Raw genomic sequence first — 14,015 nt, forward strand, 5'->3', positions numbered from 1 at the left:
CCTGTGAGTAAGATTTCAACGTGGTCTGTCCATTTTAAGCAAACGCTTAAACTGCTATATTAATTCTCTATAAGGAATCCCACGTTAATTTAAAAAAACCCACGTTAACCGGTCATAATCCACGTTATTTTCAATATATCGAATTTTCGACACCAGCCTGCATCTGCGCCTTCTAAATTGAACATAAAAAAGGACCCACCAAGGAAGAAAACCTCAGTGAGCCAGCTTACTATATAAATTTTTAGTGCGTATGTGTATCAACCGCTTCTATATTCATGAAAAATTCGTTGATATCGAAGTTCCCATAAAAGAAATCAAGTGCAAGATCCGGCATTACGCCTAAGACGATTGTCGAAACGGCACAAAAGGCTAAGATAGCTGCCATACCTGATGGAACGGAAACCTTCGCTCCTTCTCCGTCACGGAAAAACATGACCGCAATGACATTAAAGTAATACAGATAAGATACGAGGGTCGTTGCCATCATCACAGCTGCAAGCCAATAATGAGCAGGCTCAAGGCCTAAAGCACCCATAAAGATTCCGAACTTCCCAACGAATCCAGCTGTTACTGGAATTCCAGCGAGCGACAGCAGGAAGAACGTCATCGGTACAGCGAGCCACGGTGATCGTTTAAACAACCCTCTGAAAATACTAATGTCATTTGATTTCTCTTGAGCAGTCAGAATCTGAATAATGGTAAATGCACCGATATTCATGAACAAATAAGCTAAAAGATAAAACCAGATCAGTTCAAACAACAATGACGAATTTGATACGAACGGAACTAAAATGTAACCCGCTTGGGCAATGGAAGAATAAGCAAACATCCGCTTAATGTTTCTCTGTCTCAATGCCGTTACATTTCCAATAATCATGGTTGCCGCTGCCAGTGCCATTATATATGGCTGAACTTGCAGCAATATATTGTCACTGTTAATCCCAGGAGCTGCGATAAATGTGATAATGATGACCCGCAGTAAAATGACAAAGCCTGCTGTTTTGGATACAACGCTCAAAAACGCCGTAACAGGAACCGGCGCTCCCTCATACACATCTGGTGCCCACATATGGAGGGGTGCTGCCGCAATTTTAAACGTTAGACCGGCAAACATGATGATGAAAGCAAACATTAGCAAGAAACCGTGCTTCAATAATTCTGGTTCCTGCATATTCTGAGCGATCATGAACAAGTTCGTTTCACCTGTCAGGCCGAAAACATAACTTATCCCGAACAAGGTGATCGCCGTTGCAATTCCTCCAGAAACGACATATTTAAACGCTGATTCATTGCTCCGTTTATTTCGTCTTTCAAGTCCTGCCATGATATATGAAGACAAAGACAGAAGTTCGAGTCCGACGAACAAGGTGATCAAGTCTGCGCTTGAAGCCATCATCATCGCCCCTAATAAAGCAGAAAGGAGCAAATAATAAAATTCTCCTCGGTTCTCTTCAATATCTTCTTTTTTGTAGCTTGCTGCTAAAACCAAAACAAGCAGCGTTCCGAGCAGCAGCAAAATCTTAAATGCTTTTGAAAATGAATCCAATCTGTACGTATCGTAAAGAATAGACGTTACTTCTAAATCCAGCTGCATAAAGATCGCCACAAGTGCAGCGAGCACACCCGCTCCTGCAAGCCAGGCTAAAGGTTTCCGGCTGGATTCTTTTTTCATAAAAAGGTCGATCAGCGACAATAGCGTTGCTACGCCAAGAATGATAAACTCGGGAGCCATGACGCTCCATTTAAAGGATAATAACGTATCTAGATCCATCGATTAGCCCCCTAACCCTAGCAGTATGGCATCTAATGTTGGACGGAGCATATCGCTTAACCACGCTGGATAGATTCCGATAAATAAAATCGCTGCTAGTAGAACAAAAGCCGGAATCCGCTCTGACGAAGATAAATCGTCCGCTTTATGCAGGTCTTTTTCAGCGCCAAACGTGATGGCTAAAACGGCTCTTAATACATAAACCGCTGTTAAGATAAGTCCCAGCGTTCCGACAGCAGCTAAGACCGGCATTTTTTCAAATAAACCTAAAAACGCCATGAATTCGCTGATGAAGCCGGACATTCCCGGCAGACCCAGTGATGCGAGACCGCCAGCCAGAAAGATACCCGCCAGAATCGGCATCCTTTTCGCTACTCCGCCAAATGCGCTTAATTCCGAACTTCCAGCACGATCGTACAATGCGCCAACGAGGAAAAACAGCAATGCTGAGATCAATCCGTGAGAGACAACTTGAAAAACCGCTCCCGTCATACCTGATTCGTTGACAGCCGCAAGTCCGATCAGCACAATCCCCATGTGGGAAACGGAAGAATAAGCAAGCACACGCTTCACATCCGTTTGCGTTAAAGCTAAAAACGCTCCGTAAAGCAGGTTGATTACACCGAAGAGCCCAATGATAAACGCAAGTGACTTGAACTGCTCAGGGAACATGCCTGCTCCAAAGACGATGACTCCGTATGCTCCAATTTTTAAAAGAATGCCTGAGTGAATCATAACAATCGCTGGCGGTGCCTGAACGTGCACACGGACCATCCAGGAATGCAGCGGGAAAACCGGCAGCTTAACCGCAAATGCAATCAATAACGCAATCAGCATCCCCATTTTAAAGCCCTTCGTAATGAACAATTGATTCAGCTCCGCTTGCGGCAGAGAGAGCGTGTAAGCGAGCTGTTCAAAGTTCATCGTTCCTGTTTTCATAAACAGCGCAACGAACACGATAAGCAGAATAGCTGAACCGACACCGTTATAGATCAAAAAGCTGTAGGCTGCTTTTTCTCTTTCTAAGTAACCCCAGCGTCCGATTAAGAAGAACATCGGGATCAGCGTAATCTCAAAGAAAATAAAGAACAGAAACAGGTTTTGTGCGGCAAACACACCGAGCATCCCCATCTCCAGCAGGAAAAACAAAATGAAGTAGCTTTTCCAATTCTGCTTGATAGAGAACGAAGCGATCGCAGCGAGGACAGACACGACAGCCGTCAATAAAATCAGCACCATCGATAGCCCGTTTACCCCTACTTCATAAAAGATCGGGTACTTTACTTCACCCTTTGACTGGAAAACCTCATAGGAGATCCAGCTGAATCTTTCCGCCAGCTGCAGCCCTTCCTCAGCTATATTGAAGGCAGAGAGCACAACCAATGCAATCCCTAAAGGGAAAAGTGTTCCTAAAACACCGAGCCATTTTATCGATTTCTCGTCATGGGACGGTATAAACATAAGCACCAGCACACCTAACAAAGGGGAAAAGATCAAGATGGAAAGAAGCCATGTGTTCATGAGAAATACCCCCCTGTCAATGCCACAATAAGCAATAAAATAACAATTCCAAAGATGGCGGCTGTACCGTATGACTGCACTTGGCCGTTCTGCAGGCGGGAACCGATTCTACCAAGTCTTTGAACACCGGTTGTTACAGCTGTAACTAAGCCTTCAACCACATATCGGTCAAACAGGGCACCTAGCTTGCTCAACCCTGTTGTTCCTTTTACAACCGTCTGATCATAGCCTTCATCGATATACCACTTGTTGTAGATCACATCGCTGAGTCCCGGGAATGAACGAGTAATCCAGTCTCTTGAAAGCGTTCCTCTTTGATAGATCAGATAAGCAAGACCGATTCCTAAAAGGGAAGCCAGTGTTGCCACAAGCGGAATCCACACAGGTCCATGGTGGTCGCCGTGCGGAAGCTCAACGGGTCCTCGCGCTAAATAATCAGATAAAAATGTTCCAAACCATGTCGTGTTTAAATAACCAGCAACGACTGCTAACACTCCTAGCACGATCATTGGGAATGTCATCACACTTGGTGATTCGTGAACGTCTTTCTGTCCATCTTTCTTTTCTTGGCGTGCTTCCCCTGTAAACACTAGGAAAAACAGACGGAACATGTAGAACGCAGTCATGAATGCAGCGATGACAGCCAGCCAGAACAGACCGTACTTGCCGTCTGCATATGTGCTTGCCAAAATTTCATCTTTTGAGAAGAATCCTGATAATAGCGGAACGCCTGAGATCGCGAGTGCCCCGATTAAAAAAAGTGGCCCCGTCAACCGAAGCTTTTTCCAAAGTCCGCCCATTTCTTCGATGTTTTGTGTATGTACGGCATGAATCACACTTCCAGCCGCTAAGAACAGCAATGCTTTAAAGAAAGCATGAGTCGTCAGGTGGAAGATCCCTGCTACATAGCCAGATGCACCAAGTGCGAGCATCATGTACCCTAACTGGCTGACTGTGGAGTACGCTAGAACGCGTTTAATATCTTTTTGCATCAGACCGATCGATGCTGCAAAGATTGCGGTCAATCCGCCAACGACAGCAACAACGGTTAATGCTGCTTCTGACGCTTGAAAGAGCGGGTACATCGCTGCTACCAAGTACACCCCTGCTGCTACCATCGTTGCAGCGTGGATGAGAGCGGAAACCGGCGTCGGTCCTTCCATCGCATCAGGGAGCCACGTATGAAGCGGAAGCTGACCCGATTTTCCGACCGCTCCAACAAAAATACAAAGCGCCGTGAGCGTCAGCATCCCATCAGAGATATCGCCATTTTTTACAGTCGCAAAAATCTCGTCATATTCGAAACTGCCAACCTGCCAAAATAGCAAAACCATTCCGATAAATAAACCAACATCCCCGATACGGGTCATGACGAAGGCTTTTTTCGCAGCCGCCTTTGCTTCCGGCTTAAAATAATAGAATCCGATCAATAGAAAGGAACCCAGTCCAACCAGCTCCCAAAACATATACAGCTGTAATAGATTCGGAGAAAGAACCAGTCCGAGCATCGCGAAGGAAAACAACCCTAAATAGGCGAAGAATACCCCAAACCGTTCATCACCGTGCATGTACCCTTTTGAGTAAAGGTGTACTAAAAAACTTACGAGTGAAACGATTACGAGCATGAGAGCATTAAGAGGATTCACCTCAAAGCCCATCGTGATCGCCCGTTCTCCAATTTGAAACCACGTTCCCTCCGTCTTTATCCCCTCACCCTGCCAAACGGCAAGACATACGCCAACGGACATGACGAGCGAAAGTCCTGTTAAAAGCACCCCGATCCAAGCGGTGCTCTCACTTTTGGATTTTCTGAATAGCAGCAATAGAATGAAGGATAAAAGCGGAAATAATGGTATAAGCCAACTCATCTGCAACATCGTATCGTCCATCTCCTCTCTTATCGCTTCATCGTATCCATTTCATCCACATTTACCGTTTGTCTGTTGCGATAGAGCGCAATCAGAATCGCAAGTCCGACTGCCGCTTCTGCAGCCGCTACTGTAATGGTGAACAAGGAGAAAATTTGTCCGGTCATTCCCGGATTAATCGAGTATTTTGCAAAAGCTACTAAATTAATATTTACAGCGTTCAGCATCAATTCTATTGAAATCAATACAATGACTGCGTTTCGCTTTGTGAGTGCACCGAACAAACCGATGCAGAACAGAATCAAGGCAAGCATCAAGTAAGCTGCTAAAGGTACAGAGCTCATTTTTTTGCCTCCTTCTCATCATCTTCGCGCTTCGCAAGGATGATGGAGCCGATCAATGCGACCAACAACAATACAGATGTTAATTCAAACGGGATCACGTAATGGGAGTATAGCTCGACCCCGATTTTTTTCGTGTTATCAATATGCAGCCCCGCATCCTGCTGGCCAAAGTTCAAGTCTTTGATCTTTCCGTACATAATCAGAAAGAAAAGGCCGATCGCAAGACCTGTCAGCATCATTTTCAGCCGCGGTGCACGCTTTTCTTTTTCCTGATGCCTCGTCAGCATGATTCCAAACAGCATGATGATCGTAATGGCACCGGAATAGATAAGCACCTGGACGACTGCTACGAATTCAGCAGACAACGTAATGTAAATGCCTGCGATCGCAATAAACGTAAAAATAAGAGCGACAACCATGTGTACGACATTTGTCAGGTTAATAAGAAGAACACCGCCGGTAATCGCTGTCAGTGCTAGCAGAAAAAAAGCTATCATTTCACCGGTCATGCTTTGTTCTCCTTTCTGACGTTCTCATCGTTTTCATCCAGCCATTCCAGATTTTTAAACAAATCATCACGGCTGTATTCGGCGAGTTCAAACTGGTTTGTCATAACGATTGCTTCTGTTGGACACACTTCCGTACACAGATCGCACAAAATACATATTTCAAAGTTAATATCATACGTATCAATAATTTTTCCTTTTTTCGCTGGATCCGGATGCGGCTTACCCGTTAGCTGGATGCAGTCTGTCGGGCAAATCTGCGCGCACTGATTGCAAACGATGCACTTTTCCGGATAAAATTTTTGGATACCGCGGAAACGGTCAGGCATTTGGATCGGCACGTCGGGATAACTTGTCGTCACGTTCTGCTTCGTCAAGTTCTTAACGGTATAGCTTAAACCTTTCACAAGACCTTTCATCCTGAAATCACGCTCCTTATGCTTTGGTCTATCTCTTGAACTGACTGAGCTTGTTTTGTAGGAAATCTATTCGTCTATTAGCTCTGTTGGACTATTGCTGGTGATTTTCCCATTGAAGCTAGGAAATCCACTCCCTTTACGCTGATGAGCTTAAAAGAGGTTGATTTCCGCTCCAGGTTGCTCGCTTTCCGCGGGGCGTGCGGTGAGCCTCCTCTGCGCCTTGCGCCGTTAGGAGTCTCACCTGTCCCGCTGATCCCGCAGGAGTCTCGCACCTTGCGCTTCAATCAACTTTCAATGAAGTTATAACAAAAAACTTAATTGCAAGTAAATTTGTTAGCACAGTTAAGCAATCCCCAAGAGCTCTTTTACAAAAATAGTTCTTTCACTGCCGCACTCACAAAAATATTCAGCAGCGCGAGGGGAAGAAGTACTTTCCACGCAAAGCCCATCAGCTGATCAGCACGCAGACGAGGAAGTGTTCCGCGAATCCAGATCATGAAAAACACAACCAAACTGAATTTAACCCCAAACCAAAGTACCCCTGGGATGAAGCCTAAAAACGGGATTGGCATCCATCCGCCGAGGAACAAAACGGTGGTCAGCGATGCCATAGCAAACAGATACACGTACTCTGTCAGCATGAAGAACGCCCAGCGGAATCCTGAGTATTCCACATGATAACCGGCAACAAGCTCTGATTCTGCTTCTGGCAAGTCAAACGGTGTACGGTTCAGCTCAGCGATCGAGGAGATCAAAAAGACGATGAACCCGATCGGTGTTAAAAAGATGTATGCAATATTTTCCTGTCCTCTTACGATATCGTTCAAATTCAAACTACCAGTAAATAGGATAACGCCGATCACCGAAATAACGAGCGGAATCTCATACGAAATCATCTGTGCCGCTGCACGCATACCGCCTAAAAGTGAGTATTTGTTGTTCGAAGCCCATCCGCCCATAAGGATTCCGATCGTTGAAATCCCTGAGACGGCTACATAATAGAGCAATCCAACACCAAGATCGGCGAACTGCATGTTTTCAGAGAACGGTATCGTCGCAAGCACCATGAATGCTGGAGCAAACGCAATAACCGGAGCCAAAATAAAAAGTGGACGGTCTGCAAGCTTTGGAATGGTGTCTTCTTTTATCAAAAGCTTAAAAACGTCTGCGACGGTTTGCAGGAGACCGAATCTTCCCCCAACACGGTTCGGTCCTGTACGCATCTGCATGAAACCGAGCACCTTACGCTCAGCTAAGATCGCGTATGTTACGAAGCCGAGTACGGTAACCAGCAAGGCTGCACCGAGCGCGAAGAAGATGGCTACATGTGTCCAGCCTGGCTGTGCGTATAAAAGATCCTCCATCATCAGCCATCAACCTCCCCAAGCACAATGTCGATTCCGCCTAAAATCGTAATCAAGTTGGAAATATTCTCACCGACTAAAAGCTTCGGCAAGATCTGCAGGTTGTAAAATGACGGTCTGCGGAACTTTAAACGGTAAGGCTCTTTTTTTCCTTCTGATGCGATATAGCAGCCGATCTCCCCGCGCGGCGATTCGATTCTGACAAACGCTTCCCCTTTTGGCGGCTTAATGATACGCGGCACTTTTGCCATTACCGGACCTTCTTCAGGGAATTGTTCAACAGCTTGTTCTAAAATTTTTAACGATTCCTCAATTTCCTGCATGCGGCACTGGTAACGCGCCCATGCATCGCCTGTATGAAACACAGGGACATCAAATTCAAAGCGGTCATAGATCGAATAGGGCTCATCTTTTCTTAGATCCCAGCTCGTGCCGGTACATCTTAGATTTGCACCGCTTAATGAGTAGTTAAGAGCTTCTTCCTTCGAGTAATAGCCGATTCCTTTTACACGGTTCAAGAAGATTTCATTTCCTGTCACAAGATCGTGATAACCTGCAAGCTCTTCTCTCATATATGGAACAAAATCGCGAACCTTTTCGATCCATCCTTCTGGGGCATCCCATTTCACACCGCCGACACGCATGTAGTTAAACGTGAGGCGCGCCCCGCAAATCTCGTTCAGCATGTTAATGATCGCTTCTCTTTCACGGAAAGCATATAAGAATGGGCTCATTGCACCAATATCGAGTAAATATGTACCAAACCAAACGAGGTGACTCGCGATTCGTCCAAGCTCCATCACAATTACCCGTAAGTACTCGGCACGGTCAGGAATCTCAAGGTTCATCATCGTTTCAACAGCGTGACAGATGACATAGTTATTCGTCATCGCCGCCAAGTAATCCATGCGGTCTGTGTACGGGATAATCTGTGTGTACTGCAAGTTTTCTGCGAGTTTTTCAGTCCCGCGGTGCAGATAGCCGATAACAGGTGTAGCTTCTATAATCGTTTCACCGTCGATCTTTAGCACGATCCGGAAAACGCCATGAGTACTCGGATGCTGTGGTCCGACGTTGAGGAGCATCTCTTCTGTTCTGATCATTCTTTACACCTCCACGTCATGCGGTTCGTAATCTTTTCTCAGCGGATGTCCCACCCAGTCATCTGGAAGCATAATACGTGTTAAATTCGGATGACCTTCAAAATGGATTCCTAAAAGATCATACGTTTCACGCTCTGGCCAGTTTGCGCCTGCCCATAACGGGGTAATAGAGTGGGTAGTGGCACTCTCTCTGTCTATTTTTACTTTTAGTGCAACTGACTGGCGGTTTACATATGAATATAGGTGGTTATATACTTCAAAATGCGTTTCAAAGTCTGTCCCATGCATTTCGGACAGATAATCAAAACGAAGCTGATCGTTATGTTTTAAAAACTCAGCAATTTTATAATACATATCTGGTTTGGCGACTAATGTCGGCACGTCTTTTGAGAGTCTGTTAATATAGGCATCTTCTAAAGTCTCTTCCCCTAAGTGCTCTTTGATGACTTTTATGTAGGTATCGAGGATCGGCTGGTTTGGAGATGGTTTTTCTTCTTCTGCAGGTTCTGCTGCAGCACCTTTTGCGTTTGCGGCGGCACGCGCTTTTGCTGCGGCAGCAGCCTTTGCTTTAGCGGCTGCGATGGCCTTTGCTTTTTCGTCGTCACCTGCTGGAGCTTCTCCCCCAGCTTCTCTCGCTGCTTTTGCTTTTACGGCAGCGGCTGCCTTCGCTTTTGCGGCTGCTGCGGCCTTTGCTTTTGCTGCAGCTTTCGCCTTCTCATCGTCACCTGCAGGTTCGGTTGCTGCATCTCCGCTTGCTTCTCTTGCTAATTTTGCTTTCGCGGCTGCTGCGGCCTTTGCCTTTGCGGCAGCTCGTGCTTTTTCTTTTGCAAGATCATCTGCAGGCTCTGATGTTTCAGCGGTTTGTGCTTTTTCAGCCTGACGCTGCTTTGCGAGTTCGAGCGCTTTTGCCTTCGCTTCTGCCGCTGCTTTCTTTTTCAGTTCCTCTTTGCTTAACTCTGGTTCCGCTCCTGGCTTTTCCGCCGCTTTCGCCTTTTCCGCCTGGCGCTGCTTCGCGAGTTCGAGCGCCTTTGCCTTCGCTTCTGCGGCTGCTTTCTTTTTCAGTTCTTCTTTGCTTAATTCTGGTTCTGATGCTGGCTCTTCCGCTGGTTTCGCTTTTTCAGCCTGACGCTGTTTTGCAAGTTCGAGCGCCTTTGCCTTCGCCTCTGCGGCTGCTTTCTTTTTCAGTTCCTCCTTGCTTAACTCTTGTTCTTCTGCTGGCTCTTCCGCCGCTTTCGCCTTTTCCGCCTGGCGCTGCTTTGCGAGTTCGAGCGCCTTTGCCTTGGCTTCTGCGGCTGCTTTCTTCTTATGCCCTTCTATGGATAATCCTTCATTTGATTTATCATGCTCTTTTGTCATTCGCTCATCACCTTCTTGCCGGTCTTCGCTTCATAACGGATTTTTTCCTGAAGCTTGTTGATGCCGTAAATAAGCGCTGCTGGGTTCGGTGGGCAGCCTGGTATGTACACGTCTACAGGGACGATCTGATCGACCCCTTTTACAACGGCATATGATTTAATGTATGGACCTCCTGCTGTTGCACAAGATCCCATCGCGATAACCCATTTCGGCTCAGGCATTTGCTCATAAAGTCTTTTTAACACGGGTGCCATTTTTTTCGTAACTGTTCCTGAAACGATCATTACATCCGACTGACGCGGTGATGTCCGAAAAATGCTCCCAAAACGATCTAAGTCGTAATGCGAAGAACCCGTTCCCATCATCTCGATCGCACAGCATGCGAGTCCAAATGTCAGAGGCCAAAGTGAGTTGCTTCGTGCCCAAGCTTTTACTTGTTCCAGTGTTACCATAAAGACGTTGCGTTCTAATTCTGAACGTTCTTCAGCCGTAAGCTCCCATTTTATGTCCATTTAAGCACCTTCTTTTTCCAAGCGTATACGAGACCTAACGTTAAAAGAACAACGAAAATTCCCATTTCAATCAGGGCAAAAACCCCTAACTCTTCATAAGCTACTGCCCATGGATATAAAAAGACCGTTTCAACATCAAAAATAACGAACATTAGCGCAAATAGATAATAGCGGACATTATATTGAACCCAGCTTTGGTGAAAAGGTTCGATTCCGCTTTCGTACGTGGTGTATTTTTCTGCTGATGGTTTATAAGGTCGCAGCAATCGACCCGCTGTCAAAGCGACAACCGGCAACAAAATCCCTAAAAAGAGAAATACAGCCACAATGAGGTAATTGTTCTGATATAAATTGTAAAAATCCATTCTGACTACCCCCATAAAAACTCAGAATTTTTCAAATTATGTAACCGCTTCAATTATAACAAATTCCATTTTTTGTGTCGACGATGCCTTTTTGTCTTACCTACCTGTACTAAATAAATGTTCTATCCTTATTTTTCTATAGAAAAGTTCATAATCCTGTAAATTTTTTTGATGTGAATAATAGAAAGATAGCAGTATGATAGAAGTGTAAAGAGGAGGGAGATAGATTATGGATTTTTGGTGGATTGCTTATTTTTTAATTGTTGTCATTTCAATCGCTGGTTTAGTAGGAACGATTTTGATCTCCAGGACTCAGGATGAAAAATACGGAAGTTCAACAAAACAAAATCTCTTTCGTTTAACTGCGATTTACGCTGTGCTGATTCTTGTCTCATTAATAGCACTCGCGCTTTACGTTTTCATTTAAGAAAATGCCTAAAAAGAGGATGTGATCTCACTGAACAAAGAGACCGATCTGCTTTGGGCGAGTGAAAAATATACCGTGATGGCCAAAGGATATAACTTTTATAAAGATATTCAGGGGAAAATGAGAGAAGCACAATCCGCAGAAGATTATATGGAAATCGAAAAACGAATTGTAAGGCTTAAACAAAAACCGTTTGATAAAAAAGCACTTATTAATACACTTGAACATGTCTGGGGTTATTTTAAGAAAACGGCAGATGAATCGGATAAACAGCAATTTTTTTCGCTGCTGGATGAATTAAGGGATGCTGAGGATGAGCATTTTGATGAGATTCCTTATGAAATTCACCTGTACATGCACTACCTGCTGCAAAAATACCCATCTGACTATTTAAAACAATCTACATTTATAAAAAAATGAGGATGCAACCCAATTAAATCGGGGGCATCCTTTAGTTATGTTAAGATAAGGGAAGTTTTGGGCAACAAAACTGTTCTTTATCTATACCTTACTAGGTATATTAACAAGGAATCCCACGATAAATCAGATAATCCCACGTTAATTCGATTTATTCTCACGTTAATCGAAATAATCCCACATTATTTTGAAGATAACCACGAGTCGACACGCTGTGACAAATTTTGCAGTGGAAATACCCCTCTATCTTTTTTGTCATAAAAAAAGCTATCCCGCAGTACGGGATAGCCCTATGTTATTCATTAACCGGTTCAACTGAAAGGCGAAGCTGTTCTTCAAATTCCCCTGCGTGATCACGCTTTTGCTCTTCGCTCCAGCTGAATTTATCAGCCATGCAGGTAATGACGTTTTCCTTCCACTTGTACACCGTATCGATGTCAAAGTATAGCGCTGAGATTCTTCGGATCAAGAAGTCAGATGGAGTAGTGGCCATCTCGTATTCCAGTGCATAAAGAAGGGATGCATAAAGGCTTTTTGGCAGGTTGTAGTTCTTCGCTTCTTCACCGCGTTCTCTCATGAATCCATACACAAGGTCAATGTTTGTACCATATCGTTGAACGAGCTCTTTTGCCTTATCTTCATCAAGACCTAACGCTGCACCTTCTTGAACTTTCGTACGTAAAAAGGCTTCAAAGTTTTCGCTTCCCCCCATTTTACCGCCTGACAGTTCCAAATGCTGCGTTCTGCAATCCGGAAACTTCATGCCCTCTTCATCAGAAAGCTGATCACCAACGATATCTACTACTTTCTCCGCCATTTTACGGTAGCCTGTAAGTTTTCCGCCCGCGATCGTCAATAAGCCTGACGGAGAGTGGAAGACTTCATCTTTTCTTGAAATTTCAGAAGGTCCTTTTTTCGGCTCATGAATCAATGGACGAAGACCTGACCAAGAGGATTCCACAGCATCACGTGTGATTTTCACTTCCGGAAACATAAACGAAATCGTGTTCAGCACATATTCCAGATCTTCTTCCGTCATACCCGGATTTGCGAGGTCACCCTTATAATCCGTATCTGTTGTTCCTACATATGTTTTGCCCGCTCTCGGGATTGCAAACACCATGCGCCCGTCTTCTGTATCGTAATAAACAGCCTGTTTCAACGGAAACTTGGACTGATCGATCACGAGGTGGATGCCTTTTGTATGGTGAATCTCTTTGCCCGTTTTCGATCGGTCTTCCGCGCGGAGCTCATCTACCCATGGACCTGTTGCGTTTACAATTTTTCTGGCATAAATCTTATGAACTTCGCCAGTTAGCTGATCTTCCACTTTTACGCCGACTGCTTTTTTACCATCATAGATAAAACTTGTTACTTTTGCATAGTTAACAGCAGAAGCACCACGTGCCACGGCTTCTTTCATGATCTCAAGCGTCAGACGGGCGTCATCCGTTTTGTATTCAACGTAATATCCTCCGCCTTGAAGCCCGCTCTTTTTCAAAAGAGGCTCATGCTTTAACGTCTCTGAAGCGGAGAGCATTTTTCTGCGTTCGCTTCTTTTTACACCAGCCAGGAAGTCATACACTTTTAATCCGATCGAGGTTGAAAATTTACCGAACGTTCCATTTTTATAAATCGGCAGAAGCATCCATTCTGGCGTTGTAACATGCGGTGCGTTTTCGTAAACGATGGCGCGTTCTTTTCCGACCTCGGCAACGAGCTTCACTTCAAACTGTTTCAAATAACGCAATCCGCCGTGAACGAGTTTTGTAGATCGGCTGGACGTTCCCGCTGCAAAGTCCTGCATCTCTACCAAGCCCACTCTCATACCGCGCGTCTGGGCATCAAGCAGAATTCCTGCTCCTGTTACTCCTCCACCGATTACGAGTAGATCAAGCTTTTGATTTTTCATATTTTCAATGATTGCTTCTCTATTAAAGGTTGAAAATCTTGCTGTCATTTTCCTCTCACTCCTTTTTCTAGAACCGTCGGACACTTTTAGGCTATGGGTAGTTTTCCCGTATTTTTACGCTGCAACACAC

Annotated in this window: 14 protein-coding genes; 2 read left to right on the forward strand and 12 right to left on the reverse strand. The window is 44.9% G+C overall.

Going from position 1 to position 14,015, the window contains the following annotated elements; genetic code table 11:
* Positions 1 to 241: 241 nt before the first annotated feature.
* From nuoN to M3196_RS08860, 11 genes are all read right to left on the reverse strand, one after another.
* Entirely contained in the window at positions 242 to 1,771 is a 1,530-nt protein-coding gene (gene nuoN, locus M3196_RS08810; RefSeq protein ID WP_251321908.1) for an NADH-quinone oxidoreductase subunit NuoN, read from the reverse strand.
* 3 nt (positions 1,772 to 1,774) lie between these two features.
* The gene (locus M3196_RS08815; protein ID WP_251321909.1) at positions 1,775 to 3,292 is read right to left on the reverse strand and encodes a complex I subunit 4 family protein; all 1,518 of its coding nucleotides are present in this window, start codon (positions 3,290 to 3,292) and stop codon (positions 1,775 to 1,777) included.
* Positions 3,289 to 5,169 carry an NADH-quinone oxidoreductase subunit L gene (gene nuoL / locus M3196_RS08820; protein WP_251321910.1) on the reverse strand — a complete coding sequence of 627 codons (1,881 nt, stop codon included), beginning with the start codon at positions 5,167 to 5,169 and terminating at the stop codon, positions 3,289 to 3,291. The genes M3196_RS08815 and nuoL overlap by 4 nt, the downstream gene beginning before the upstream one ends.
* Positions 5,170 to 5,189: 20 nt before the next feature.
* On the reverse strand, positions 5,190 to 5,504 hold the full coding sequence (nuoK, locus tag M3196_RS08825; protein ID WP_251321911.1) for an NADH-quinone oxidoreductase subunit NuoK: 315 nt from the start codon (positions 5,502 to 5,504) through the stop codon (positions 5,190 to 5,192).
* Complete coding sequence (locus tag M3196_RS08830) at positions 5,501 to 6,013, reverse strand: NADH-quinone oxidoreductase subunit J (RefSeq protein ID WP_251321912.1); 513 nt, start codon at positions 6,011 to 6,013, stop codon at positions 5,501 to 5,503. Before M3196_RS08830 ends, nuoK begins: the two co-directional genes overlap by 4 nt.
* On the reverse strand, positions 6,010 to 6,429 hold the full coding sequence (gene nuoI, locus M3196_RS08835; protein WP_077360573.1) for an NADH-quinone oxidoreductase subunit NuoI: 420 nt from the start codon (positions 6,427 to 6,429) through the stop codon (positions 6,010 to 6,012). The genes M3196_RS08830 and nuoI overlap by 4 nt, the downstream gene beginning before the upstream one ends.
* 365 nt (positions 6,430 to 6,794) lie before the next feature.
* Positions 6,795 to 7,796: an NADH-quinone oxidoreductase subunit NuoH gene (gene nuoH, locus M3196_RS08840; protein ID WP_251321913.1), complete on the reverse strand. Its 1,002-nt coding sequence runs from the start codon at positions 7,794 to 7,796 to the stop codon at positions 6,795 to 6,797.
* Positions 7,796 to 8,896 (reverse strand): NADH-quinone oxidoreductase subunit D, encoded by a 1,101-nt coding sequence (locus M3196_RS08845; protein WP_251321914.1) that lies wholly within the window; start codon positions 8,894 to 8,896, stop codon positions 7,796 to 7,798. The genes nuoH and M3196_RS08845 overlap by 1 nt, the downstream gene beginning before the upstream one ends.
* A 3-nt stretch (positions 8,897 to 8,899) precedes the next feature.
* Entirely contained in the window at positions 8,900 to 10,252 is a 1,353-nt protein-coding gene (locus tag M3196_RS08850; protein WP_251321915.1) for an NADH-quinone oxidoreductase subunit C, read from the reverse strand.
* On the reverse strand, positions 10,249 to 10,764 hold the full coding sequence (locus tag M3196_RS08855; RefSeq protein WP_066293864.1) for a NuoB/complex I 20 kDa subunit family protein: 516 nt from the start codon (positions 10,762 to 10,764) through the stop codon (positions 10,249 to 10,251). The genes M3196_RS08850 and M3196_RS08855 overlap by 4 nt, the downstream gene beginning before the upstream one ends.
* A complete protein-coding gene (locus M3196_RS08860) occupies positions 10,755 to 11,129 on the reverse strand; it encodes an NADH-quinone oxidoreductase subunit A (RefSeq protein WP_066293866.1) in 375 nt (124 codons plus the stop codon). Before M3196_RS08860 ends, M3196_RS08855 begins: the two co-directional genes overlap by 10 nt.
* A gap of 229 nt (positions 11,130 to 11,358) precedes the next feature.
* On the opposite strand from M3196_RS08860, the gene M3196_RS08865 reads away from it, so the two are divergent.
* Positions 11,359 to 11,556, forward strand: coding sequence for a hypothetical protein (locus M3196_RS08865; RefSeq protein ID WP_066293868.1), 198 nt, complete (start codon positions 11,359 to 11,361; stop codon positions 11,554 to 11,556).
* Positions 11,557 to 11,577: 21 nt separating this feature from the next.
* Complete coding sequence (locus M3196_RS08870; protein WP_251321916.1) at positions 11,578 to 11,976, forward strand: DUF1722 domain-containing protein; 399 nt, start codon at positions 11,578 to 11,580, stop codon at positions 11,974 to 11,976.
* A 292-nt stretch (positions 11,977 to 12,268) separates the two neighbouring features.
* Here the strand turns inward: M3196_RS08870 and M3196_RS08875 are convergent, their stop codons facing one another.
* Positions 12,269 to 13,933: a glycerol-3-phosphate dehydrogenase/oxidase gene (locus M3196_RS08875; RefSeq protein ID WP_251321917.1), complete on the reverse strand. Its 1,665-nt coding sequence runs from the start codon at positions 13,931 to 13,933 to the stop codon at positions 12,269 to 12,271.
* Positions 13,934 to 14,015: the final 82 nt, after the last annotated feature.

Source organism: Fictibacillus nanhaiensis, assembly GCF_023715445.1.
GTDB classification, from domain to species: domain Bacteria; phylum Bacillota; class Bacilli; order Bacillales; family Fictibacillaceae; genus Fictibacillus; species Fictibacillus nanhaiensis_D.